Raw genomic sequence first — 24,790 nt, 5'->3', positions numbered from 1 at the left:
AAGTGATCATTTATTCACATTACATGCTTTGCTCTAGTGGCTGCAAATGGTGGGCGAATTGTGGGGCTTGGCTCCTCCTATGTAACAGGGAATAAAATTATGAGTAATTCTTCATTATTAGAACGGCGTAAAGCTGCGGTGGCAGGCGGCGTGGCGAATGCAACGCCACTGTTTATTGAAAAAGCAAAGAATGCGGAAGTCTGGGATGCTGACGGTAAACGGTATCTTGATTTCGCGCAGGGTATTGCCGTGAATAACACCGGCCACGCACACCCAAAGGTTCAGGCAGCGGCCAAGGCGCAAATTGATAATTTCAGTCATACGGCGTTTCAGGTTTCTATGTATGAGCCCTATATTGAGCTGGCAGAGAAGATCAATGCGATTGTGCCGATCAGGGATGCGCAGTCTGTATTTTTCTCAACAGGGGCAGAAGCAGTTGAAAATGCTGTTAAAATTGCACGGACTGCAACCGGACGCCCCGGTGTAATTACGTTCCGCGGTGCCTTTCACGGCAGGTCTGCTTTGACCAGCACCATGACAGGCAAGATTGCACCCTACCGTGCGGGGGCGGGGCTTGGCGCCGCAGCCGTTTATCACGCACCTTTTCCTATTCCGCACCATGGGATTACCGTTGCTGACGCGGTGGCGGGACTTCATACCATTTTCAAAACAGATATCGAGCCATGTGATGTTGCAGCCATTGTGATTGAACCTGTGCAGGGTGAAGGTGGTTTCTATCAGGCACCAAAAGAGTTTATGCAGGAACTGCGGGCCATTTGCGATGCACACGGCATCCTGATGGTGTGTGACGAAGTGCAATCAGGCTTTGCGCGCACGGGCCGTATGTTTGCGACCGACTATGCAGACATTGAACCTGATTTAATGACAATCGCCAAGGCAATGGGCAGCGGTTACCCGATCAGTGGTGTTGTTGGCAAACGGTCTATTTTAGAGAAAGTAAATCCCGGCGGGCTGGGTGGTACATATGGCGGCAATCCTGTTGCCTGTGCGGCCAGTCTCGCCACGCTCGAGGTGATCGAGGAAGAAAAACTGGTCGAACGCAGCGCACAGTTGGGTGCTTACATGCTGGACCGCCTGAATAAAATCAAAGACCGTGATGATGTCGTGCCAATCGGTGATGTGCGCGGCGTGGGTATGATGGTTGCCTTCGAGCTGGTTAAAGAGCGGGGCGGTCACACCCCTGATCCCGATATTGTGCCAAAGGTGGTGGCAGCAGCCCTGAAACGTGGTTTGATCATTCTGTCGTGTGGATATTTTGCCAATACCGTACGCCTTCTGGCGCCGCTGACAGTGCCGACCGATCAGCTGGATGAGGCGCTGGATATCCTGGAAGCAGCCCTGCAGGAAGCAGCGGCAGCTTAAAACCGGCATAGAAATTTAGAGCGAACAAAGGGTCAGAAACGCAAGTTTCTGGCCTTTTTTTATGCGCTATTCGGAAGAGATACACTGTAAGCGGGCAAAACTGCGCATACCATCTTTACATGTTACCAATGTACCAATATATAAAAATAACAAAATGGAGAATGGCATGACGGGTAGTAACGATAAAGCGGGCGCAAAAGCCGCACCGCTTAAGAAAGTGGAGCGAATCCAAACCGGTGTTCGTATGGAAAAGTCCTTGGTCAAAGTCTTGAAAGGGTTTGCGGAATATGCGGACCTGTCGCTGGGTGACCTTTTGGAAGGCATTGTGCTTCATGCGTTTGAAGGGAAATCACCGTTTGTTCGGGCGGAACTGCGGGAGGTTATCGAGAAGCTGAAAGATGTCTATGACTGTGAACTGCAGGCCGCAGACAGTCATCGTCTGACCGAGATTGATCAGGTTTGAGCCTCTTGGCAAGCCGGAAGAAAGGAAAATAGTGTGTCAAATCTACAGGAAGAAAGCACGCTGACATCCTTCCAGGATGCAGCAATATTAATGGGCGCAGATTTTATGGAGGCCTTTGAAGATATGACGCTGGCGCTGGAAAGTTTTAGCCATGAACAGCACGTGCGCCTTGCCTATGTGTATTTAGAGGCGATGCCGCTTGCGCGGGCAGTGGAGGCCTATACGACTGGGCTGAAGGCGCTTACGGTCAAACACGGACTGACGGATAAATATCATGAAACCATTAGCTGGTTCTTCATGGTGTTGATTAATGAAAGGATGGAACGTGCTGGGGGCTATGACAGTTTCGCTGCTTTCAAATCAGATAATCCAGACTTGTTTGAAAAAGACTCCGGCATTCTCGGGCGGTACTATCCGCCTGACGTGCTGACAACGGATTATGCCCGCCGGGTATTTATATTGCCAAGTTTATCCTAGCCTGGCTATCAAACTATGATTTGCAGTGGTCTTGGGTGGCGGCAAATTGCTCTGATCATATTCTAGTAAAATAGTGCCGCCGATGGATGCGCCAGAAATTCTGCGTGTATCTCAGCAAGGGGGCGGTCGGGGTTCAAAGATAGCTTTTTTTCAGTAAAGGTTTGTACTACTGCCTTTCCAAAAACGTAGGTGATGACCTGCACGGGCCAATTATGGATGCGGTTGATCTCCCGTTCCATTATGTCTGTCTGGTTGGGGATATAGGTCATCCAGACGTCTCGTGCCTGATCATCTGACCATCCTTCATAGTGGATGCCAATGTCAATCAGGACACGTACGGCCCGCATTTCCTGCCAGTCAAGGGCATAGGCTGCACTTGATTTATCGGTGTAGAGACCGAGTGTACTGCCAAGAGTTTCTGTGTAGGCTCCCCACCCTTCGCCCAGAACAGTAGATTGGGACGCAGGCGGCAGGTCACAAGCCCTGTTACTGGTTCTGAAATGAAACTGATAATGGTGCCCCGGGATCGCTTCATGCAGAAATAGCCAGTCCATATATCTGTCGGGCAGGGTATCCCCGGCAAGGTGGTAGATGAATTCGTTTGTCATCATGTTGTAGACACCCGGTGCCGGAAATGATTTTGGAAATGTCGACGGCACGATCTTAACAGGCGGTGCCTGGAACTCGGAGGCAATGACGTTGGGTAAATGCTTAAGGACTGTTCGCTCGCGCGTGCGGAACGCCGCGACGATACCAGCATGGTCTGATGCCGCAAAAGTGCGGCTATTCTCTGGAAGGCTACTTGCATCCAGTATTTTGCGTTTGGCACGCGCCTGCGCAATGTCATTCAGCGCGATAGCTTTCAGGGTTTCAGGCGATACATCCGATGTTAGCCAGCTTTTCAGCCAGTGTTTGTACCATGCTGTCCCGTTTGGCAATTGGGTGAATGTGCCTTTATAAGGGGATTTACCCTTCTGCAGGGTCTGTAATAGTTCAAACCGTTCCGAAGCTATCTGGCTCAGAACCTTCATTTCCCTAAGGGCGGTATCGTGGCAGGTATTTCCGGTTTCCTCGGTGTCATCCAGTTTTTGTCGAAGCTGAGTAAGGGCGATTTTGTCGCCAGCGTGCTCGCGGGACAGATCTTGCCAAAAATTTGCAAAGTCCATCTGAACGGGGATATCCACAAGCGCATCAAATTCTGCACGCAGTTCCGTGAGAGTTGCCGTGGGTGACCCCTCGTCTTCAGCCATTATCCCCACAGTGTGTAAGAGGAGTGTAAAAGACAGAATGCAGGTTACGAGAAATCTGATCATACAGTTGCTCCAGGGCTTATCACGGACATTTGGGATCAATTTTCGCGGCTGAACCAGCCTTCATATTACCCCCTGCCAGTAGCGCAGGAATATCAGCAGCAATAACCGTCGTGGACAATAGGAAATTTCGCATCCGTCACCTTTTCATATCTTTCACACGGTTCATAGATGAAGGAACAGGCGCCTGTGTAAATCTCCATCAAGATTGCCTGCAGACATGACGGTGCAGCAAAGGCAACCATGATAATGGAAGCACCATAAGTAGCTGTTTTGAGATGCGGTAAATAGAAGATAAGACTATGGAGGAGCGGAAGTCCTTATAACCTGATTTTCAGATTGTTTCAGAATGTAAAAAATACTGTAATAATAACAAGATGATACAATCACCTTGTTTCACCATGTTTCCTGAAATATACTATATACGCAGAATCATTTGGGGGTCAATTTGGGGGTAGAGATTCAGGATGAAACATGGCTCGAGGTATCAATAAGCTCTCTGCAAGAGCTATTTCAGCAATTTCGGAGCCGGGGTCCTATGTTGACGGCGCTGGGTTAAGGCTGCAGGTTAGCAAAGGCGGTAGCAAGTCCTGGCAGTTCCGTTTCATGTTGAATGGCCGGTCGCGTGAAATGGGACTTGGGCCAGTAAAAGATGTAAGTCTTGCACAGGCTCGGCAAAAGGCGAGTGAATGCCGAACCATGCTGAGTGAGGGTATTGATCCTATTGAGGCAAGAAAGGCCCGCAAAGAGGCCCTACGGGCACAACAGGACACTTGTAAATCTTTTGATGAGTGTAGGAATGCGTTTCTGAAGTCACATGCCAGCGCATGGAAAGGAACGAAGTCACTTACGCAGTGGGAAGGGTCACTTGAGCGTTATGCGACACCTGTTATAGGTAAAACGCCTGTTGACCAGATTGATACCGCTCTCATTATGCGGGTTCTTGATCCGATCTGGCGGTCCAAGACTGAGACAGCAACACGGGTCAGAGGACGTGTGGAGCGCATTTTGGACTGGGCGACTGTGCAGGGGTTTAGGCAGGGTGATAACCCAGCGCGCTGGACAGGCCATCTTAGTGAGCTGCTTCCTGCGCCATCCGCTCTTCGAAAGGTCAAGCATATGACTGCAATGCCTTATCAGGAAGTGTCTGCCCTGGTTTGGGATCTGCGGGAAAGTGAGTCGATGGGAGCCAAAGCCCTCAATTTCCTCATTCTAACAGCGGCCAGAAGCGCAGAGGTGAGATTGGCCACCTGGGACGAGATAGATTTGGACGCCAAGACATGGACTATTCCTGCAGAGAGAATGAAAGCGGGTAGAGAGCATGTTGTGCCCTTGAGCCAGGAGGCTATGGATATTTTGCAGGCACTGCCCAAGCTCGCAGGCAACAGTTATGTGTTTCCTGGTATGCGAGACGGTAAACCCCTTTCCGATATGACTCTTACAAAACAGTTGCGAGACAGGAAGATACCAAAGGCAACAGTTCATGGCTTCCGTTCAAGTTTCAGGGACTGGGCGGGGGAGCAAACTAATTATCCGCGCAATGTCATTGAGAAGTGCTTGGCGCATCAGTTGGAAGACAAGGTTGAGGCAGCCTACCATCGTTCCAACCTTCTAGAGAAACGTCGACCAGTGATGAAGGCTTGGGCTGGGTATTGTTCTAAGGCCAATGTTGATGAATCTATGGTTATTGGTATTGGTCTTATGAAGGTACAGTGATGATGAACGACAATGAAATACAGCTTGAACCCACAAAGTATTGTGATCTGAGGCAGGCAGTGTTTTGGGTAGCTTTTGGAGTGCCTCCGACCACAAGGGAACTCGAACTGCTCTTGGGGGTGCCTCAAGATCTGCATACGTTGTGGGAATCAAGAGTTATGATTGGAGACAAAGGACTTCGTGTCCATGATGAAGACCCAGATAAAATAAAAAAAGATGCTGCGGAGAAGGCTCTTGCAGAAATAAAAAATGCCCTCATCCAGGGAACTTTAAGTGCAAGTGCAGAAATCGTGATTTCACATCATTCCAGTAAAATGGACAGACCGGATAAAGCTACTATTCACTCCAGAGAAATACCCGCTGCTCTATGGTCACACATTTCCTTGTCAGGTCTTCTTGTTAATCAAAGTATTGTTGGAAGCAATTTATTCTGTCCATTAGATAAAATGCTTGAAGCTTTTGACCTTCCGGTTATAGACGCTAAGTCATTACGCGAAAATTGCATACTCAAAAACATTCAATTGTTAACTTCAGAATTGCTGACTTTATTTCCTACCCCCATCATAGCAAGATGCTTTAGCTCCATTGTGGTTGATCTAAAAAATATTCATATGAAACTTGACGAGACAAGTACCCCACAACAGCTTAAACTGCAGGGCAGAAAGCCAATTATACCGGCCCAAGATGTTTACAAAGAAATAGCAATTTTGGCTTTGAATGGTGAGATATCAAAGGATATGCGGCCAAATGAGCAGGTTGAGAAGCTCCATAAATCACTGACTAAAAAATTTGGAAAAGCTCAAAGTCCAGATACTTTGACGAGAAATTTTTTGAGAAATGTTCCTTCAAAATCAGAAGGGTAAAATTACTCTGTACTTTCCCCTTTTTACCTGTTTGATATTAGAATATCTAATGTGCCTATCATAGCGACACCTAGAACATAGGAGAATGCTATGAACACACAGTCAGACCTTTATACAATTTCTGAAACATGCCAGCGCTTACGCCTCAGCCGCGCTACTATTCATCGTCTCATCACGAGTGGTGAGTTAAAAAGTATCAAATTTGGCTCACGCCGATTTGTTGAATCTTCAGAAATCAGTAACTTCATAAATACTCACCGCGAGGCTGCATAAAGCTTCAAGTGGTTAGCAATGTGTGGTCGGGTTTGAAAGACGGCAGCGCACATTGTCACTGGACTACTGTGGGATGGGGTCAAAGTCCATGCGTGGCTCAAAGGTAAAAGCGCGATCCCCGGTGAGGCATATTATCGTCGCAACTAGATACCATCTCTATGCTCAATGCCGAGACATAGGGGCCCGCAAACGACGGACCGGCTCCGAAGAGTATGTCAAGATCGTAGAGGGAAGGGACAGCCTGACTTTTAGTCGGGACTGTTCGCTCTTGCCCTCTACTCTAAACCTCACCAAAGAGTATAAGCTATTAAAGGCTACTGGTACTTCATCTAAGGTGATATAGAAGTTCAACAGTGGTTACTAGGATCAGTTATCATGGTCATTAGGAAATAACATGTCTGAAGAATCCAAGGCACAAAGATTAGCCAGAGTCCAACATCAAGAGCGTATTCTTGCAGAGGGACCAAAACTGAGTATGGAAGAATTCGATTGGATGATGAAGTCAATCAAAGAGGACATACAGTACCAGGAAACGCTGAAGAAAAGATACTGGGAACGAGTTTTGGGCTGCAATCTCGATTAGGACAGGAAAACTTGGCCATGCTTGCGATGGCCATATTCACAGCCATTTTTTTTCAATACTAATTTCTGATCAGGTTAAGTCTGATCAAGTGTGTAAAAAAATCGCCCGGCAAGGACGTTTACCTCAGAATTAATCTTTAGGAACGCCTAGCGCGAGCGATGAATCAATGACGATGTCAAAACCTGTTTCAACACTGCCATAGGGAAATCATCCCGAGTAAGACCTGGTCCAATTCCAGAATAGGTCGGGAGGGTCCTCTTTTAGTCGGGCACTAACCTGAGTAAGTCCCGGTCCAATTCCGGGAGAAGTCAGGATAGGCCCGCCGCATCGCCATATACGCAGGACAGACCGGCATATGGGTTTCCAGAGGGACGGACAAGCTACTCCCTCTCGGTGCGGCTCTTATTCTATAAGAAATTTGCGACCGGGCTTCAATATCCTCCAGGGCAAAAATTGCGTCTATGTTAAGTTTTGCTAAAAGCAGCGACATAGAGGCAGCTATTAATAGCATTCCAATATTTAGTGACGCTTTGAAGGTTGTTGACAAAACTTCAAAGTAAGATCACCTTCATCGGGCTGGCTAAGTCGAGCCTCCATGGGGAAATGGTCCCTGCCGGACTGCTCGATGAGCCAGCGCAGTTTCCTATTATTATGAGCTCTCGAAATTCGTTTGAGGTTAACTTTAGTTAACATCTCCCAAAGGTGCACCTTGCATCTCGAATTGTCACTCGCTGTCATGTGTTATCGGTGTGCAATTGTGCCGCGCGGGTTCGTCATTTCTTCTATCAACTTTTCATATTCCTCAGCACTGACGAATGTAGTGCCCATGACTGGTAATGAGGATTCATCCGTAGAGAAATCATAAAATGCAACGCATTTCCCTTCTTGGCAGGCGTCAAAAAGTTCCATATCACTACTGATCCAGTGCACAGGTTTTTCACAAACTCTGCAATGTCGAACTTCCGGAACTGGCGTTCGCTGAAGGTCTTCCCATTTTTCATTGCACTTATATTTTAGAGGGCAGCCTTTAAAAGATGATTTTACTTTCACCGTGTTTGCTCCTTAACAAAAGCCTCTCAACCAACCCACAGAAGTTAGGGAAGACTATTTTACGCTGTCATGATCTTTGACACAGAATATTCTATCGGCCTGATGTTTGAGGGAGGTTAGTTGGACTTTTGTAATCCCTAGTCCACGCCGTGTGGTTTCATAGAGTTTAATTCGGCCCGAAAGCGGCGCGATATCCCCTGCACATTCTCCGATATACCACTTCGGGGCGCTCGTTTCATCTACGACCCTGAAGATGATATCCGCTGAATAGGCGCTATACGACCAGCGGGCCAATTCGTCTGCCCGAACGCTGGCAATGCCAACCAGGATCAATATCGCCCACATCAGCACATTAACCACCCGCACGATCCTGGTCCATTTCTGATTTAAACCTCTTCTCTGACTTACATCCTTTGGCGCCATTGCAGGATCGGCAGGCCATGACAAGGTTAGAGAGTTTATTGGTGCCGCCAAGCCCTAGCGGCACAATATGATCAAGTGTGGCGGCTCTTGGGTGATTGTCACCAATGATAATCCGGATGCCACAGTAGTAGCACAGGCCTCCCTGTTCAAAGATCAGCCTTACCCTGATCATCTTCTTCCTGTTGGAAGCCATACCTTTCGGACGTTTGCGGCGTATTTTCTTTGAACTTCGGGCTATTTGTTGTGCCAAAGCTACTTTTTTGCCTGCAACATCACTCTGCGCGACTAATGCCAAAAGAAATGTGGCGTGATTGGAAACATACATTTTCCCTACCCCTTGCCAATCTGCATTGCACTTCTCCCGTCTTTGCCAGATTGCAGCATCGAAGCAAGGCATGACAAAACTGGTCATGGAGCGAAAAATATCGTATGGAGATTGTACAAGTGTAAGCCTTGGGGGATTTATGCGCTTTGAAAAACTGATGCAGGTACTTGACCTGGCGCTTGAGATGCAGGCCCGTCATATGGGGCTCAGCCTGAATGACATCAAAGATAAACTGGATGTCTCACACCGTACTGCACAAAGAATTGTACGCGGACTGGAAACCGTCTTTCCCCAGCTGGAACAATTGGAAGGCGAGGACCGGGAATATAGATGGCGCCTGCCTGCTGGATCCTTGAATGGCTTCTTGAATATTGAGGCCGAGGAAGTAGCTGCTCTTGAGATAGCCGCAGTTCAGTTGACCACCTCTGGCCGTCAGGTAGAGGCGGAGAAATTGAACTCCCTCGAGCAGAAACTAAGAGTTGCTCTTAGGTCAGACGTTCGTAGACGCATCGAGCCTGACTTGGAAGTCCTGATGCAGGCAGAAGGATTGATTGCTATTCCTGGCCCCAAACGAGCGATTCCCGCTCAGACGGTAAAGACGATCCGGCAGGCCATTATGGCCGGAACACGCATTCTTATTCGTTACCGAAAACGAGAAGGTGAAGAAGCAGACTATAAGCTTGACCCCTATGGCTTCCTGTATGGTCACAGGCATTACCTTATTGCCTTTAAACCTGAAGGAGGCGAGGACTATGTCAGGAAATTTCGCCTGGGTGATATTTTGTCTGTTACGCTCCTGAATGAACCTTTTACACGATTGAATGATTTTAACTTACAGGAATATTCCGACCAATCTTTTGGTGTGTTTGCAGATGGCCCTTTTGACGCTGAGTGGCTGTTTACCAAAGAAGCGGCGGACACTGCAGCAGACTATGTCTTTCATCCATCACAGACTATTGCGCGCAACCAGAATGGTAGCCTGACGGTTAAATTTAGGGCTGGTGGTTTGCAGGAAATGGCTTGGCACTTAGTCATTTGGGGTGAGAATGTTGAGGTGATAAAGCCTGTTGAGCTTGTTGAAATGATGAAAAATCAGATGAATCAATGGGATACACTGCCATAAATTTAAACATGCTGATAATGGATTGTTGTCAAACGTTAAACTGAAAGAGCAGTAAAGCTTGTGAATCAAAAGCGCCTGGCAAACTGGGGGTGCATAATTATAATTTTGATCTTTGATACGATTATCGTATCTGATTCAAAGCACTGATTTGTATAATTTCGCCGGAGTCTCCATCAATAAATGAAATCCTAAAAGAGCCAAGTTTTGGAATACACATGTAGGCACATCCACTTTTAAGGGGCCCCAGTAAACCATGTTTGGTCGTCTTATAGTACAGCTTATACCATTTACCCTTATAGCTACCCTCAATAGAGGCAAAACCTTTACGAATAACTTTTCCGCCAACCGTCGGATGCAGAAAAGGTGACCATGCTGTTTTTTTATTGCGTGTCGATCTACTAGGTGTGTTGTCCTCAGTGCAATAATGCTTAGGCCAGGGTGGACCTAACTCGTCAAAAAATACTTTTCCACCATGAGAATTTTCGTAATAAAATACGGGGGCCTTACAGACTGGACAGGATGCATTTGGGTTTACAAAACTGGCAAGTGATTGATTAAAAAAGTATACTGGGTCAGGTAATGCATTAACCCGATACCCAGTGTGACCATCGCCACCCCAGCCACATTTACATTCTTCTGGATGGTTCCATGCATTACACATTTATATTTCTTTCAGATTTTCATCAGCGATACTTGATAGCAATATACGGGCGTCCATAGAAATTTTGATATTCTTTTCCTTCGGTTCTGGAGCCGGCCCCCAACTAAACCAGACAAAGGAGACTAGGAATATAATGAAGAAGGCGTCCCACTCAAATAAGTTACCTATTGTAGCAATCACAATAGTAGATAAAAATTTATGCGGTACCTTCTGATCAAGAAAATGCCACCAAAGCATTGGCCAAAAACCGACTGGGCTTATTTCAAGCTTTGATTGTGGTTTATTTGTCATCACTATTACTCCTCTAAAATAAGTAATAGGGTTTATGTGTGCCAAATTTGGTCATGGAACAGCACCTAAGACATGACCGAATTTGTCCACCCTCCATTTTATAAGTTATTCTCAAATGCAAAATAAGTTTGCTTGTCCAAAAAGAATAGTGAAAGCTATTTTGACGAGGGGTCTATGCAACTAATTGATGGTCATCTACTGTTTTCTCCGTCAGATCTGACAACCTATATGGATTCTCCATTTGCGTCGGGCATGGAACGGCTTCGCCTTCAAGATCCTAACCTAGCCGACTTGATTGATGCAGAAGATGCCTTGCTCACCAGTCTGCAAAAAAAAGGCGCAGCCCACGAAAATGAAGTGGACCAAGGGCTGAGTGACGCCGGTTATGATGTACTTGAGATCAAAAAAGCCCCCAAGGATGTAATGCAAGCCGCGACAATGACCGCAATGATGCGAGGACAGGAAATCATCATTCAGGGTTATTTGAAATCAGGTGATTTTGCGGGGTATGCTGATTATCTCGTCAAAGTGCCGGGTGATAGCAAACTGGGCGATTATCATTATGAAGTCTGGGATAGTAAGCTGGCCCGATCTGTAAAGCCCTATTTCATCATGCAATTGTGCTGCTATGTAGAGATGCTGGAAACTATTCAAGGAATTCGTCCGAAAGAAATTGCTGTCGTCCTCGGAGACAAAAGTAAGAGGCGTTTTCCTGTTGAGAATTACTTTGGGTATTATAGATCGCTGAAGAAAAGCTTCCTCGAATTTCATGATAATTTTGATGGCCAGTTTCCTGACCCTGCCGCCAATCAAAGTTTTGGTCGGTGGTCGGAACTGGCACATAACAAGCTGAAAGAACAGGATCACTTGTCGCAGGTCGCCAACCTAACCAGGAACCAGATTAAAAACCTCAATAAGGCTGGTATCTTGACCATGCAAACTCTGGCAGGGACTGAGCTAACCTCTATATCAAATATGTCCGACCTTGTATTTGCGAGAGCGAAGCAGCAAGCACAGCTGCAAATTCAGTCACGAGACAAGGATATCCCTGTCTTTCAAGTATTGCCTCATGATCCCGGTGAAGTCCGTGGCCTCTCAATGCTGCCCCCTCACAGTCCGTTGGATGTTTTCTTTGATATTGAAGGCTACCCTGCCGTTGATGGCGGGCTCGAATACTTGTGGGGGAATACATATTTTGATGAAGGCGGAAGCCGCACATTTATCGACTTTTGGGCGCATAATGCTGAAGAGGAGAAGGCCAGCTTTATAGCCTTCATTGACTGGGTGTATGACCGCTGGCTCAAAGACCCAGACATGCATATTTACCATTATGCAAACTATGAGATTGCGGCCATTCGCAAACTGATGGGGCGGTACGGTGTCTGTGAAGATAAGGTTGATAACCTGCTCAGAAACAAAGTCTTCGTAGACCTATTTAATGTGGTTCGGCAGGGGCTTCTTATCGGCACTCCCAACTATTCCATTAAAAGTGTCGAGTTACTGTATCGCGGCAAGCGAGATACCGAGGTTGCCAATGGGGCCGACAGCATAATCGTCTATGAAGAGTGGCGAGAAAACCCGGACGGGGACACTTGGCAAACTTCCAAAATCCTGAATTCCATCCGGGATTATAATATTGACGACTGTGATAGCACCCAAGAACTGACGGCTTGGCTAAGACAGGTACAGACAGAAAATGACATACCTTTTCTCCTTAGTGCGGGGGGTGGCGAAGCAGAAATCTCGGAAGAAGTTACGAAGATCACGCTGCTGCGCGACAAGCTGCTCGGTCAATCACAGGACCTTGCAGCCAGCGATTTGTCCAAATCAAAAATCATGGAGACACTGGCCTGGTCGTTGGAGTTTCACCGCCGGGAAAACAAACCAACCTGGTGGCGGCTATTTGACCGAATGGGGCAGACAGAGCTGGAACTCTATGACGATATGGACTGCCTTGTCGGTCTTAAGCGAACAGCTGAACCAGAGAAAAAGACCTCTACGCGCAAAGATGCTTTATCCATTTGGCGATACCGGTTTGACCCCAACCAGCCGTATCGGGGCCAAGCCAAGGGCTTTTACGTCATTGGTGAAGAGGATATGAAGGTTACGGCTCATGACTATAGTCCCGATCAGGGCACTATAGACCTGAAAAGAAGGGAACCAATTCCCAGACATCTCAATCTCGTTCCTGATGAATATGTGAACCCGCAGCCAATCCCAGACGCCATTAAATATGTGGTTGATGAGGTGGTGGAAGACAACTTCCCGCTATCCGCTATCACTGATTTTCTGGAAAGGCGTCGCCCACGAATTAAAGGTAATCTGAAAGGAACTATCCTTAAGGGTGAAAAGTCATTGCTTGAAGATACAATTGAAGCCGCAGCCAATCTGGAAAATAGTTACCTCTGTATCCAAGGCCCTCCTGGCGCAGGCAAGACCTATACGGCAAAGCATATTATCGGCGAGCTGGTTAAGCGCGGGAAGCGGGTTGGAATTAGTTCCAACTCCCACAAAGCCATTATCAATCTCATGCAGGGTGCAGCCCAGTACTGTTTGGGCAACAATATTGAGTGCGATTTCGTCAAGGTTGGCGGCAGTATTGATGATCCTATATTCACTCTCTCAAACGTCAGATATGAACGCGGAGTCAAGAATGCTGACTTGGGCCAATGTACTGGCGGTACAGCGTGGACTTTTTGTAACGGAGAAGTAGCAGGACAGTATGACTTTCTGTTTATTGATGAAGCCGGGCAGGTATCAGTCGCAAATATGATCGGCATGAGCCAGTCGACAAGTAATATCATCATCATGGGCGACCAGATGCAGCTCGGGCAGCCAATTCAAGGCAGCCATCCAGGTGAAAGCGGAATGTCAATTCTGGAATATCTCTTGGAAGGTCATGCGACCATCCCACCTGACCTTGGGGTTTTTCTGCCAAATACTTACCGGATGCATCCTGATGTTTGTGGCTTGATCTCGGCACAAGTTTACGAATCCCGGCTGAAATCAGATGAAGGCACTTATAAACATCAGGTTGAGGTAACCGGCCCCATCATCACGAAAAAATCCGGTGTCATATTTGTTCCGGTCGAGCATGAAGGCAATAGTCAGGCGAGCGATGAAGAAGTCGAAAAAATTTTAAAGATTGCCGTTGAACTTTTTGACTGTGAATACTGGCATGATGAAGAAGGAAACAAACGCCGAATTGGCTGGGATGATATTCTCTTCGTTGCGCCCTACAATTTCCAGGTCAACAAATTGAAGGCCGTCCTTGGCCCCGGCGCACGTGTAGGTAGCGTTGATAAGTTTCAGGGACAGGAAGCGCCGATCGTCATTATCAGTATGTGCGCATCTAATGCAGCAGAAAGTCCACGTGGCATTGAGTTTCTCTTTAGTAAGAACCGCTTGAATGTAGCGCTCTCAAGGGCACAGGCACTGGCAATAGTCGTTGGTAATCCGGCGCTTGCTAATACGCCAGTTACTAGTCCCGAACAAATGGAATTGATCAACTTTTACTGTGGAGTAATAGATAATGGACAGCCATGAACAGGCGGAGACTAATTGGCTTGAAGCTGTACATCTGTCTGAAGGTATTGAAGCATGGGGTATGTACTCTTATGGTGATGCACCAGGGGCGCTCGGTGGCGGGTTTGGAAGTTTTGTTTGGTTTGCAACTCAGCCGGAGCTCCTGAAATTTATCTCAGAGACCCTGCCATATGCCCCTCCCGGACCTTCCAGTTCAGACGAAAATGAAGTTGCTTTATCAGTAAACAGGATTGTGAGCGAGCTTGATAGTTGTCAGCGTACACTGTTGGAAAGCATCGAGCAATTAAACGGCGCTTTAAAAGCCTACTCCCAGATAACGTGGATTGGAACATATGGAGATCTGAAGGCTTCCGGAAACGCCTTCGCTGTAACAGTCAGAAGTGAATTTCGGGAATTTAACGATGACAGTGTCAATGAGGGGAGGCCTGTTTCAAACGATGAACAAGCTGATTTTCTTGAATTTCTGTCAACCTACGGCGTTTGAGGTTGTAGGGACAAGATCAACAAATATTTGAAAGCCAAGGTAACATATCATGCCGGATCAAGTTGAATTTTCTGCTGGTTCCCAGGTTCGTCTGATAAACGATCCCGGACGCGTTGGCGTACTGTCTGGCAGGATCAGGGAGCAAGCGGGAACCCTTAAATACCAGGTAATATTTCCTGAAGGCCCAAGTTTTCAGCCTGATTATGAACTTGAACTGATAAAAGATGATAATAGTGACTGGGTAGATTTGCTCGAGCAAGGCCGCTTTGGCCGTGTTCGTGACCTCAGAAGAAGCTTGACGCATATTCACCTGAGCGGTCGTTTGGCAAATCTTGTTTACAGCATGGACGCTACCAACACCGATTTTTACGCGTACCAATACAAGCCAGTGCTTTCATTTCTGGATTCCCCTTCCAATGGCTTGCTGATAGCCGATGAAGTGGGCTTGGGTAAAACCATCGAGGCTGGGTTGATTTGGACTGAACTGCGCGCTCGCCTGGACGCTCGTCGATTGCTGGTAGTTTGCCCTGCAATGCTCAGGGAGAAATGGGAGGCGGAGCTAAGCCATCGCTTTGGCGTTAATGCGGAAATTACGGATGCCAAAGGCCTCCTGAAGCACTTGAAGGAGCCCCGTCACAAGATTCAAGATGGGAAAGGTCTTGTTTGTAGCCTGCAAGGGTTGCGGCCAACCAGAAAATGGCGAGAAGGTGAAGAGGGAAAATCTGGCCCCAAGAGAGACTTGGCGCGGTTTCTAGACGCTCATGCTGATGAAGAGCCTCTTTTCGATTTGGTTATCTTTGACGAAGCCCACTATATGAGAAACCCGGAAAGTCAGACTGCCAAGCTGGGTCAGTTGCTACGAAATGTCGCTGAGCATGTAGTTCTTCTATCCGCAACACCAATTAATCTAAAGAGTGATGACCTGTTCCACCTTTTGAATTTGGTCGATCCCGATACCTTCGGTGTAAAGGAGGTGTTTCCCCAGGTTCTTGCTGCTAATGCTCCGTTGCAGCGAGCTAGAGAGCTTTGCCTGAATACCAGCTCTTCAGCTGAGGAAATTATGCAAGAACTACTCGATGCCTCTGAGCATGAGCTTCTGAGTGAAAGCCATCAGTTGAGGGCACTGATCTCGGAGGGGGTCGAGGGTCAACTGGATGATAAACGAAAACGCATTCGCCTTGCAAACAAGATTGAACGCATAAACCTCCTGCGTAATGCCGTTACTCGAACAAGAAAGTCCCAGGTAACAGAGTGGCGCGTTGTTCGAGAACCAGTAAAAGTGTTTGTTGATATTGAGACTGATGGTCCAGAATACAAGTTCTATCAGGCTGTTACAGAAGCAATCAGGAACTACGCCTGGGAGAGAGAGATCAGTGATGGTTTCTTGCTGTCGGGGCCACAGCGGCAGGTTTCGAGTTGTATGTATGCTGCGGCGAGGGCGTGGAAAGATCGTGTCAGTTCATTTTCAGAGCAAATTTATGAAGACTCTGGTCAGGAGCTCGAGCGTGAACCCGATCTGTCTCCACTAATTGAAGTGCTCGAGAGAGATGTATTGCCCCACATTGATCTTCCCACCTTGAGAGCCAATGATAGTAAATACAAGAAATTCAAGGACGCGACATTCGATTTTCTGACGGAAAATCCAGCTGAAAAAATTGTTGTGTTCAGCTTTTTCAGAAGAACTTTGTCCTATTTATCAGAGCGATTGGCTGAAGATGGGATAAAGGCCCAGGTTCTGGTTGGTGGCATGAGTGAAACCAAGCAGGAGATCATTGAAAAATTCAAAAGTGACCCTGGCATCCGAGTTTTGCTTTCTTCCGAAGTGGCTTCTGAGGGTGTTGATCTACAGTTTTGCAGAGTAGTGGTGAACTATGATTTGCCATGGAACCCCATGAAGGTTGAGCAGCGTATTGGCCGTATTGATCGACTGGGTCAGCAGGCAGACAAGATCAGTATTTTCAATCTTTTTTATGGCAATACCATTGATCATAGAATTCACGACAGGCTCTATGAGCGCTTACACGTTTTTGAAAATGCGTTAGGTGGCATGGAAGCCATATTGGGCGAAGAAATCAAAAATCTGACTGCAGATCTCTTAACCAGGCCCCTGACGCCAGAGCAGGAATATGCGCGAATTGAGCAAACAGCTTTGGCCCTTGAGCAAATCAGGCGGGACGAAGACGAGCTTGAAAGTCAGGCATCGCACCTGATTGCTCATGGCGGATATATTCTCGATGAGGTTAAAGCAGCGCATCAATTCAAGAAGCGGATCACAGATCAGGATCTCGTATCATATGTGAAAGATTATCTGGAGAAATACTGCGTTGGGCATGAGTTCCGGCAAGCAAGTACCAATGAACTTAAATTTGACGTGAAGTTGCCTGCTGATGCCGCCAGTCGTATGGAAGTTTTCATAAAAGAGCGGCGATTGCAAGGGCAGACCAGACTGGCAACAGGGGAGCGGGTGAGCTGTCTTTTTGCAAACAAGGTTCGTGATGTCAGATCTCGCCACGAAAATATAAGTCAATTTCATCCGTTAGTTCGGTTTATCAGTGACGAGCTACGGAACAGAGATGAGGCTTTTTACCCTTTGATCGCCGCAGAAGTTACTGGGTCAGAGGAAGCTTTGCCAGGAACGTATGTTTTTTATGTCAACAAGTGGGAGTTTTCCGGCATCAAGCACGATGAGGAACTGCCGGTCCGCGTCTGGTCGGTCGAAAACAGGAAAATTCTGGACCGCGATGAGTCCTGGGCATTGGTCAATCAGGCTCGAGTAGTGGGAAGAGACTGGCCGGGGGTGGCGAGAGCTATTGAGATCGAGGAAGTGGTTGAGGGTCTGGAATTCTGTGGGGGCGCGCTTGAAAACGACTTTTTGTTCGAGCGAAATCAAAGGCGAAGTGAAAATCTGGACCGGATTAGTCTGCAGATTCAGTCCGCCCGACGACATATGGAACGTCAGCTGAATTCCAGACAGGCCGTATTGCAGCGTTTTTTGGACAGCGGCAATATGAAGATGGTCCCGGCGACCAAGGGGCGCATTGCGAGTATCAAGGAAAAATTTGTCATTCAGGAGGAGCGACTGAAGCAAAAGTCAGAGCTATCAAGTTCACAAAGTGAGGTTTGCGTTGGAGTAATTCGGGTTATCTAACGGAGGGGACGTAAATGGATTTAAAGGATCGTCTTAACAGGCTCAAGCAAAGAGGAACGAAAGATCGAAGCTTTGCATCTTCAGTGCCGGTTGCAGGATGCCGCGAACAGTTTCCAGGGCTGCCTCGGGATGCGAAGCAGCAGCAGATCATTATAGGTCTGGACTTCGGCACGGCCTTCACAAAAGTAGTAATAAGCAACGGAAGTCAGCATTATGCCGTCAAATGGCATCTTGACGGCCAACGAAATCCTTTTCTTCTTCCGGGCCGATTCTATGAGGCGCCCGACGGCACTTGTTCATTAAGCGACAATGGTGGGCGACCAATTTCAGATATGAAGCTCAGGTTATTAGACGGTAGCCACGGAGCGAATACGCAGGAAGATACGATCCTGTTTCTCGCTTTGGCTTTCCAGGGCGTGCGAAGTTTCGTTTTTAACGATCTGAAAGAGATATTCGCAGGAAAAAAAATCAATTGGTTTATTAATGTTGGATTGCCAACAGATGGATTTCATGACGAGCAGCTTTCTGAATTATATCGCAACCTGATTGTTAAAGCTTGGAGCCTTGGTTTGGTGGAAGTGATTAGCCGGGGAAAATTGGCTACTTTAGTACCTAAATCCGCTGAAACATCGTTCTCTTACGATGCTATCTGCGTCTTTCCCGAGTTTGTTGCACAGATCACAGGATATGTCAGATCTCCCCAGCGACAGCCAGACTTGCACCTGCTAATTGATGTAGGTGCAGGTACATTGGATGTGACCTCCTTCAACGTAACTAAAAACGACAACCTTGAAGACAAGTTCCCCATTTTTGATAGACGGATTGAAAAGCTGGGTACGCGCTATTTGCAGAGGCGGCGGCTGGTGGGGGTGCAGACTACAGATACTCTGGAGCTTGACCCGTTTCACGCGGTACCAACGTTCGCCCGAATGTGCGAACTAACTAATATTACAAAAGGTGAGCTAAAACTGCGTGATAATGCCTTTGCCAAAGATGTGGCTACAGTGATCAGGTCGCTTTTGATGTACACAAAGCAGACTCGATATCCCACTTCAGAAAAATGGAAAGTCGGTTTGCCAGTATTCCTTTGCGGTGGTGGTGGAAAGTGCGATTTTTATGCTGAGCTAATTGCGGATGGTACACAATTCAGCAATTGTCCATTCCAGATCAAGTCTCTGCCGCGACCCGAAAACTTTATTGCAGAAGGTTTACTTCCTGATCATTTTGACCGGCTATCGGTAGCATATGGATTATCATACGATGCCTTCGATTTGGGAGAAATCAAGAAGCAGAATGAAGTGTCTGATTTTCATGAAACAGGCGCTGCATCTTCGCCGCAATTGTGCCCCAAGTGCCATGGCGCTGGATTTTGCCCGAAATGCGGCAGTAGTGGTTGGGTTTATACTTGAGAATAGGGTTTCAGGCGCATTGAAGGAATTTGGGAGCGGTCCGTTTTGATACAGATACAAGTAGGCGTTTTGGAGAAAGTCAGAAGTCTGGTGGCTAAAGATGCCTTATACCAGGCGTCAAGTGGCGACCCTGAGGCATACAAGGCATTTCTGGAAAAATTTCCGGCCACTGCGATCGGGCATATCTCTCTGGATGATTATTGCATTGGCGACAATTCGGCGGAAAAACAAACGTTTTGCTGGTACATCGAGAGGGGGCTTCAGGGAGCCTTCGGGCTTTATACTCCCGGCACTTCCCGGGGACATCTGATCTACAAGGAAAACTCCGGCGACTTGTATGTCAACAGGCTGATCAAGGCCGCATACCCCGATCCGGAGGAGGCCCTTCAGTACACGCTTCATGTCCATCAAGCTGTCGCTCAATTGCACTCTATCGAGCAATATGGAGAAATCGAAGATGCAAAGATCTTTGATTTCGCGGGTGTGGAACCGGTCTGTTCAATTGGGGATTCCAGAAAAATCCGGTTGCTATCAATCTATCATCCTGAATGGGTGGTGCCAATCAATTCAACACGGCATTTGAGCCACTTCATTAAGATACTGGCGCCTGATGATGCTGTTCCCGCCACGGCATTGCAACGTTCAGCAAAGCTGACAGAAATCTACAATGCATATCACGCCGAAGTACCTGAGCTGACTACATATGGATTTATGAAGGCTTTGTATTCGGATGAGTTAGGCATCAGGCCAACCAAGGAAAAGGCTAATTCACTGGTTATCAAGTTGACCAAAGGGGCTATCAAGAACGGTTATATCTCGCTCCGAAAAGACCAGAGCTTTTTTGATCCTGATTTCTTTTGTGCGAGCAGTGACGAGCCGTCGTCGACCTTTATGATGGAACTGCCCGATGGTGAGAGCCTCGAGTGTTGGTGCCTTTCCGATCATGGGCGAATACGAAACAGGTTTACGCGATTGTTTCGTGATCACGACCTTGAACCGGGCGACGAGGTTCATATTTCGGTCGAAGATGAAGATGAAAACCTTTTTCGTATGAATTTTGTGAAGAGAAATCTCTTCGACCTTGAGTATCTCAAGGCAAAATTCCTTCACCACATGCAGGGCTTTACGACGTTTTCGGAAGCAATAGAAAATCAGACAGCCTACTGCAATGAACGGCTATACAAGGTCGAACTGGTCACTCGCTATCAGGACATGCTGCACGCTGGCCTGAAGTCATCTGGCAGCGACACTGCTTTAAAGGAAACTGTATTTGATGGGTTGGTAGAGCTTTCTAGCAAGTCACTGCCTGAAACGGGTGTTGTTCAAAACCTCTGGGATTGGCGCACGATGAGTTTCTTGGGGGCTATCCGGGAGTTGGGCCGCAAGGAAGGCTTCGTGGACTTGTGGCGAGCATTGATTTTGGGGGCTGAGCCAGACATCGCAAGGATTGAAAGCTTCAATACTGGTCTTGCAGCGTTGTTGGAGGGTTCCAGTGAAAATGTTCAAAGACCGGCCCTGACGAGGGATATTCCTCTATTCTTGTTGATGCTGGCCTACCCAGACAAATATTCATTCCTCAAAACGACCGCTCTTGAAAAGGCGTTTGCCAGTATTTTGAAGAAGTCTGGCACAGTCGGGCATATCGACGAGGCCCAGCTTAAGTTGCTGAACAAACTCTATCGTAAAACTATGGAAATTCTTGAGGATTGGGGCTGGGAGCCACAGGACCTCCTCGATGCCCAGAGCTTTTTGTGGGTTGTCTTTAGCTATGACGATGCCGATGTGGAACAAGTTGAAACTGTAGCTGCAGTGAGCGCAGCAAAGGAGCGGTTCATGCCTGCCTTGAATACTATTCTTTATGGACCTCCGGGTACGGGGAAGACCTACAATACTATCAATAAGGCGGTGAACCTGATCGACCCTGATTTCTCAGGTGACCGGGCCGCCTATAAGAAGACCTACGATGAATATGTGGCTGCAGGGCAAATTCGATTTGTTACGTTCCATCAGAGTTTTTCCTATGAGGATTTTGTTGAGGGTATCAAGCCTGTTGAAGGTGAGGATGGTCAATTGACCTATCCTCCTGAAGCGGGCGTCTTTAAGGAAATCTGTGAGGAGGCCAGTGCCATCTCCATATCTGTTGGTGAACCTGTTGATGTGATTTCTGGTGACGTATGGAAGATGTCGCTTGGTAATACCCAGGGGGATGATGCGGAAATCTATAACGAGTGTATTGATAATGGATATGTTCTGCTTGGCTATGGGGATGACATCGATTTTGCCGGTTGCGATGACCGGGGGTCAGTCCATGAAAGATTTAAAGATGCAGAGATGGAGGTCACCAAATCTTCATATCCTGTTAGTTCAGTCAATACTTTCAAGAACCGCATCAAACAGGGTGATTTGATTATCGTCAGCGACGGCAATCTCAAATTCCGGGCTATAGGCAGGGTAAATGGTGATTACAGGTTTCTGGATGAGGCGGGTCGAGGCGCATATTTGCAGAGCCGGTCTGTGGAATGGCTCTTCGTGAGCGAAAAGTCATTGCCTTATGACCGTATTATGCACACAGCCTTCTCGCAAATGACTCTTTATCAGCCAACCGCGAGAGCCCTCTCAAAGGAGAAACTTTCGGCCTTTCTGAATCAGGGCACTTCTGGGGGTGATAACAGAGACAAGAATTATGTCTTAATCATTGATGAGATAAACCGTGGCAACATTTCCCGCATTTTTGGTGAGCTCATCACCTTGATTGAAGATGATAAGCGGGCGGGCACGGAAAATGAGCAATCGGTTGTTCTGCCATATTCCAAGAAGCCCTTCAGTGTGCCTGAGAATCTCTATCTCCTTGGCACAATGAATACGGCGGACCGTTCCCTTGCTGGGATCGATATTGCGCTGCGCAGGCGCTTCCATTTCGAGGAAATGATGCCTCGGCCAGATTTGCTGCGGGCCATCGCGGGAATAGACCTGAATAAGATGCTCACAGCTATGAACGAGCGCATTGAGGTGCTCTTGGGTCGTGATTACATGATTGGCCATAGTTATTTTATCAATGTGAATGACGGCGATGGCCTCGGTGCGGTTTCTGCAATCTTTGCCAACAAAGTAATCCCTTTGTTGCAGGAATATTTCTTCGAGGACTGGGAACACATCAGTTGGGTTTTGAATGATCATAGGAAGAGCGATGACACTTATCGCTTTATCAGAAAGGTCGATAAATCCGGTAAATCTATCGCTCAGCTATTCGGCAACTTGGATGGCCTAGATGAAAGTCAAGACAAGCGCTGGAAAGTGAACAAAGAAGCCTTTGGTCATGAGCAGTCTTTCGTCCAGATATACACTGACTATCGTGACGGCGAAAATGGCGACTAAAGTCATCACAGTCAGGGAATACGCCAGCCTCACGTTGAGCGAGGGATACTCATCATTGGACCGGCACACGATCAGGAGGTCAGCCTTTGACTGGCTACTTGAGGAACAAGCCAAGTTTTTCAAAAACGGTCAGCCAATATTACAAATTGATGGGAAGCATGCTTTAAAGCTTGGCAGTTATGTGGGATATCTGCAAAGTCCTTGCGGCACAGAAATCGAAATCCTGCCCAAAACTTCTGAAAAAATCCCTGACACAGATGACGAAATCGCCCAAATTCGCAGATCACTCTGTGACATGGTTTATACGTATCTGGGAAACAAAGAACGCAGCTATGAACAGGCTGATCTGCAACTCTTTAAGAAACCCGTATCAGAGTTTATTATGGCTAGGTTTCTTGAAGAGCTGAACCTTCTTATCCGCAAGGGGTTAAGGCATACTTATGTGCGCATAGAGGAGGAAAGCAAATATTTGCGTGGTCAATTGCGAATTGCCCAACAGACCAGACAACCGGTTTCCCGTGCCCACTTCTTTCAGATCAGCCATGACATTTTCACGGTGAACAGATCTGCTAACCGCCTAATCAAGTCCGCCCTTGAGTGGGTAATCAAAAACACAAAGACACCAAACAATTGGCGCCTTGCGAATGAGCTATATCACCAAACACATGAAATTCCACTAAGTAAGAATATGAAAGAGGATTTTAAGGCATGGTCAACCGACCGTTTGATGGAAAGTTATAAAGCCATCCGGACCTGGACGGAACTCATCCTCTATAAACAAAATCCGACAACTCAAAGAGGCAACCACACGGGTATAGCTATGCTTTTTCCAATGGAATATTTGTTTGAGGACTATGTTGCAAATCGTTTGCGTAAACAATTACCGACGGGCTGGTCCCTCAAGGTACAAGCCAAAAGCGAATATCTGATTGAAGACCATTTCGGATCAAGAATGTTTAACCTGAATCCTGATCTTATGCTGATTGGACCAGAGGGCAGAAGAATAATTCTGGATACCAAATGGAAGCTAATCGATGAGAATGACCGGGGTAAGAATTATGGTATCAGCCAAGCCGATATGTATCAGATGTATGCCTATGGCAAAAAGTATCTGGCAGGGGCAGGGAAACTTTACTTAATCTACCCATCCTATGAGAAGTTTTTAACTCCATTATCAATTTTCAAATATGATGGTGACTTAGATATGAACGTAGTTCCCTTTGATATTGAAAAAAATCGACTAGTTGCAAGTGAACTCTTTGAATTCCCACAGAATCTAAACTAGGCGATGCAATATGTCAGTGTTGAAGAAAATCCCTAAAATGAATGATAATGATCTTCGGCAATTATTTTTGAATGCTAATCATCTGATTGAGAAATCTAAAATGGTTGAACAAGCTAATGCTGTGATTGATGCAATTGAAAGTGAGTGGCAACGGCGCCTTGAGCGATTTGACAAAGGGCTATACAAAGCAGATACACCCGAGGAAGGGGTCTTAAAAGCAGTTGGGTATAAAGTGGGAAATGATGGGGTTACTCACAAAATAAGACACCAATTACTGGATTATGTGATGACACGGTCATTGCCCTCTATTGGTTCACCTGCGTACTTAGCTGAATGGGGAGAACCTGACACTAAGGAAAGATATCGTAAGTTGCACCGCGTAATCCGAGTATTGGCTTCTTCTGGAAAAAAGTTTCAAAATATGGACACAGCAGTCCACCAATGGGAGGAGGACCTAGAATACCTAGAAGAAAAATACTATCAGAAATATTATTAAACTTACAAATAACCACTATAAATCAATCAGATATCATTGATACATAGTAAAACTATCACAATTTGTAATTTTAAGTGCTATCTGAACTATTTGCGGTTGGTTGGGG

General features: G+C 46.9%; 20 protein-coding genes. 15 read left to right on the top strand and 5 right to left on the bottom strand.

Annotated elements, in window-relative coordinates; genetic code table 11:
* The first annotated feature begins 99 nt into the window (after positions 1–99).
* The 3 genes from gabT (at position 100) to IE181_RS01635 (ending at position 2,323) form a co-directional block, all read left to right on the top strand.
* Positions 100–1,383: a 4-aminobutyrate--2-oxoglutarate transaminase gene (gene gabT, locus IE181_RS01645; RefSeq protein WP_191249819.1), complete on the top strand. Its 1,284-nt coding sequence runs from the start codon at positions 100–102 to the stop codon at positions 1,381–1,383.
* 166 nt (positions 1,384–1,549) lie between these two features.
* Complete coding sequence (locus tag IE181_RS01640; protein WP_191249818.1) at positions 1,550–1,846, top strand: hypothetical protein; 297 nt, start codon at positions 1,550–1,552, stop codon at positions 1,844–1,846.
* Positions 1,847–1,879: 33 nt separating this feature from the next.
* On the top strand, positions 1,880–2,323 hold the full coding sequence (locus IE181_RS01635) for a hypothetical protein (protein ID WP_191249817.1): 444 nt from the start codon (positions 1,880–1,882) through the stop codon (positions 2,321–2,323).
* Between the two features lie 62 nt (positions 2,324–2,385).
* Here IE181_RS01635 and IE181_RS01630 read toward each other — a convergent pair whose 3' ends face one another.
* Positions 2,386–3,573, bottom strand: coding sequence for a DUF885 family protein (locus IE181_RS01630; protein ID WP_191249816.1), 1,188 nt, complete (start codon positions 3,571–3,573; stop codon positions 2,386–2,388).
* 534 nt (positions 3,574–4,107) lie between these two features.
* Here IE181_RS01630 and IE181_RS01625 point away from each other — a divergent pair.
* From IE181_RS01625 to IE181_RS01610, 4 genes are all read left to right on the top strand, one after another.
* Complete coding sequence (locus IE181_RS01625) at positions 4,108–5,349, top strand: tyrosine-type recombinase/integrase (protein ID WP_191249815.1); 1,242 nt, start codon at positions 4,108–4,110, stop codon at positions 5,347–5,349.
* Entirely contained in the window at positions 5,349–6,212 is an 864-nt protein-coding gene (locus tag IE181_RS01620) for a hypothetical protein (RefSeq protein WP_191249814.1), read from the top strand. The genes IE181_RS01625 and IE181_RS01620 overlap by 1 nt, the downstream gene beginning before the upstream one ends.
* Positions 6,213–6,302: 90 nt before the next feature.
* The gene (locus IE181_RS14720; RefSeq protein ID WP_191249813.1) at positions 6,303–6,485 is read left to right on the top strand and encodes a helix-turn-helix domain-containing protein; all 183 of its coding nucleotides are present in this window, start codon (positions 6,303–6,305) and stop codon (positions 6,483–6,485) included.
* A gap of 394 nt (positions 6,486–6,879) precedes the next feature.
* Positions 6,880–7,068: a hypothetical protein gene (locus IE181_RS01610; RefSeq protein WP_191249812.1), complete on the top strand. Its 189-nt coding sequence runs from the start codon at positions 6,880–6,882 to the stop codon at positions 7,066–7,068.
* A gap of 741 nt (positions 7,069–7,809) precedes the next feature.
* Here IE181_RS01610 and IE181_RS01605 read toward each other — a convergent pair.
* Genes IE181_RS01605 through IE181_RS01595 form a run of 3 tightly spaced genes read right to left on the bottom strand, consistent with a single transcriptional unit; the run spans position 7,810 to position 8,866 of the window.
* Positions 7,810–8,118, bottom strand: a complete 309-nt coding sequence (locus IE181_RS01605; RefSeq protein WP_191249811.1) for a hypothetical protein — start codon at positions 8,116–8,118, stop codon at positions 7,810–7,812.
* 54 nt (positions 8,119–8,172) lie between these two features.
* Positions 8,173–8,478 carry a hypothetical protein gene (locus IE181_RS01600; protein ID WP_191249810.1) on the bottom strand — a complete coding sequence of 102 codons (306 nt, stop codon included), beginning with the start codon at positions 8,476–8,478 and terminating at the stop codon, positions 8,173–8,175.
* Positions 8,471–8,866 (bottom strand): HNH endonuclease, encoded by a 396-nt coding sequence (locus IE181_RS01595; RefSeq protein ID WP_229819067.1) that lies wholly within the window; start codon positions 8,864–8,866, stop codon positions 8,471–8,473. The genes IE181_RS01600 and IE181_RS01595 overlap by 8 nt, the downstream gene beginning before the upstream one ends.
* 139 nt (positions 8,867–9,005) lie before the next feature.
* Here IE181_RS01595 and IE181_RS01590 point away from each other — a divergent pair, with 139 nt between their 5' ends.
* Positions 9,006–9,989: a helix-turn-helix transcriptional regulator gene (locus tag IE181_RS01590; RefSeq protein ID WP_191249809.1), complete on the top strand. Its 984-nt coding sequence runs from the start codon at positions 9,006–9,008 to the stop codon at positions 9,987–9,989.
* Between the two features lie 661 nt (positions 9,990–10,650).
* Here IE181_RS01590 and IE181_RS01585 read toward each other — a convergent pair.
* Positions 10,651–10,941: a hypothetical protein gene (locus IE181_RS01585; protein WP_191249808.1), complete on the bottom strand. Its 291-nt coding sequence runs from the start codon at positions 10,939–10,941 to the stop codon at positions 10,651–10,653.
* Between the two features lie 174 nt (positions 10,942–11,115).
* Here IE181_RS01585 and IE181_RS01580 point away from each other — a divergent pair, with 174 nt between their 5' ends.
* From IE181_RS01580 to IE181_RS01550, 7 genes are all read left to right on the top strand, one after another.
* Entirely contained in the window at positions 11,116–14,487 is a 3,372-nt protein-coding gene (locus IE181_RS01580) for a TM0106 family RecB-like putative nuclease (RefSeq protein WP_191249807.1), read from the top strand.
* On the top strand, positions 14,474–14,971 hold the full coding sequence (locus IE181_RS01575; RefSeq protein ID WP_191249806.1) for a hypothetical protein: 498 nt from the start codon (positions 14,474–14,476) through the stop codon (positions 14,969–14,971). Before IE181_RS01580 ends, IE181_RS01575 begins: the two co-directional genes overlap by 14 nt.
* A gap of 49 nt (positions 14,972–15,020) precedes the next feature.
* Positions 15,021–18,119 carry a helicase-related protein gene (locus IE181_RS01570; protein ID WP_191249805.1) on the top strand — a complete coding sequence of 1,033 codons (3,099 nt, stop codon included), beginning with the start codon at positions 15,021–15,023 and terminating at the stop codon, positions 18,117–18,119.
* A 14-nt stretch (positions 18,120–18,133) separates the two neighbouring features.
* On the top strand, positions 18,134–19,528 hold the full coding sequence (locus IE181_RS01565) for a hypothetical protein (protein ID WP_191249804.1): 1,395 nt from the start codon (positions 18,134–18,136) through the stop codon (positions 19,526–19,528).
* A 90-nt stretch (positions 19,529–19,618) separates the two neighbouring features.
* Positions 19,619–22,903, top strand: coding sequence for a DUF8426 domain-containing protein (locus IE181_RS01560; RefSeq protein ID WP_191249803.1), 3,285 nt, complete (start codon positions 19,619–19,621; stop codon positions 22,901–22,903).
* Positions 22,845–24,188, top strand: coding sequence for an McrC family protein (locus IE181_RS01555; RefSeq protein ID WP_191249802.1), 1,344 nt, complete (start codon positions 22,845–22,847; stop codon positions 24,186–24,188). Before IE181_RS01560 ends, IE181_RS01555 begins: the two co-directional genes overlap by 59 nt.
* Before the next feature lie 10 nt (positions 24,189–24,198).
* Positions 24,199–24,684 (top strand): hypothetical protein, encoded by a 486-nt coding sequence (locus IE181_RS01550; RefSeq protein WP_191249801.1) that lies wholly within the window; start codon positions 24,199–24,201, stop codon positions 24,682–24,684.
* Positions 24,685–24,790: the final 106 nt, after the last annotated feature.

The organism is Kordiimonas sediminis, assembly GCF_014656395.1.
Lineage (GTDB): Bacteria > Pseudomonadota > Alphaproteobacteria > Sphingomonadales > Kordiimonadaceae > Kordiimonas_A > Kordiimonas_A sediminis.
The sequence above is the reverse complement of the archived record's forward strand: the minus strand, read 5'-3'. Positions and strand labels throughout refer to the sequence as shown.

Excerpts from the sequence above, each read along its gene's own strand:
- gabT (WP_191249819.1), top strand. The coding sequence starts at position 100 with ATGAGTAATTCTTCATTATTAGAACGGCGTAAAGCTGCGGTGGCAGGC.
- IE181_RS01640 (WP_191249818.1), top strand. The coding sequence starts at position 1,550 with ATGACGGGTAGTAACGATAAAGCGGGCGCAAAAGCCGCACCGCTTAAG.
- IE181_RS01630 (WP_191249816.1), bottom strand. The coding sequence starts at position 3,573 with ATGGCTGAAGACGAGGGGTCACCCACGGCAACTCTCACGGAACTGCGT.
- IE181_RS01625 (WP_191249815.1), top strand. The coding sequence starts at position 4,108 with ATGGCTCGAGGTATCAATAAGCTCTCTGCAAGAGCTATTTCAGCAATT.
- IE181_RS01620 (WP_191249814.1), top strand. The coding sequence starts at position 5,349 with ATGATGAACGACAATGAAATACAGCTTGAACCCACAAAGTATTGTGAT.
- IE181_RS14720 (WP_191249813.1), top strand. The coding sequence starts at position 6,303 with ATGAACACACAGTCAGACCTTTATACAATTTCTGAAACATGCCAGCGC.
- IE181_RS01610 (WP_191249812.1), top strand. The coding sequence starts at position 6,880 with ATGTCTGAAGAATCCAAGGCACAAAGATTAGCCAGAGTCCAACATCAA.
- IE181_RS01595 (WP_229819067.1), bottom strand. The coding sequence starts at position 8,866 with ATGTATGTTTCCAATCACGCCACATTTCTTTTGGCATTAGTCGCGCAG.
- IE181_RS01590 (WP_191249809.1), top strand. The coding sequence starts at position 9,006 with ATGCGCTTTGAAAAACTGATGCAGGTACTTGACCTGGCGCTTGAGATG.
- IE181_RS01585 (WP_191249808.1), bottom strand. The coding sequence starts at position 10,941 with ATGACAAATAAACCACAATCAAAGCTTGAAATAAGCCCAGTCGGTTTT.
- IE181_RS01580 (WP_191249807.1), top strand. The coding sequence starts at position 11,116 with ATGCAACTAATTGATGGTCATCTACTGTTTTCTCCGTCAGATCTGACA.
- IE181_RS01575 (WP_191249806.1), top strand. The coding sequence starts at position 14,474 with ATGGACAGCCATGAACAGGCGGAGACTAATTGGCTTGAAGCTGTACAT.
- IE181_RS01570 (WP_191249805.1), top strand. The coding sequence starts at position 15,021 with ATGCCGGATCAAGTTGAATTTTCTGCTGGTTCCCAGGTTCGTCTGATA.
- IE181_RS01565 (WP_191249804.1), top strand. The coding sequence starts at position 18,134 with ATGGATTTAAAGGATCGTCTTAACAGGCTCAAGCAAAGAGGAACGAAA.
- IE181_RS01555 (WP_191249802.1), top strand. The coding sequence starts at position 22,845 with ATGAGCAGTCTTTCGTCCAGATATACACTGACTATCGTGACGGCGAAA.
- IE181_RS01550 (WP_191249801.1), top strand. The coding sequence starts at position 24,199 with ATGTCAGTGTTGAAGAAAATCCCTAAAATGAATGATAATGATCTTCGG.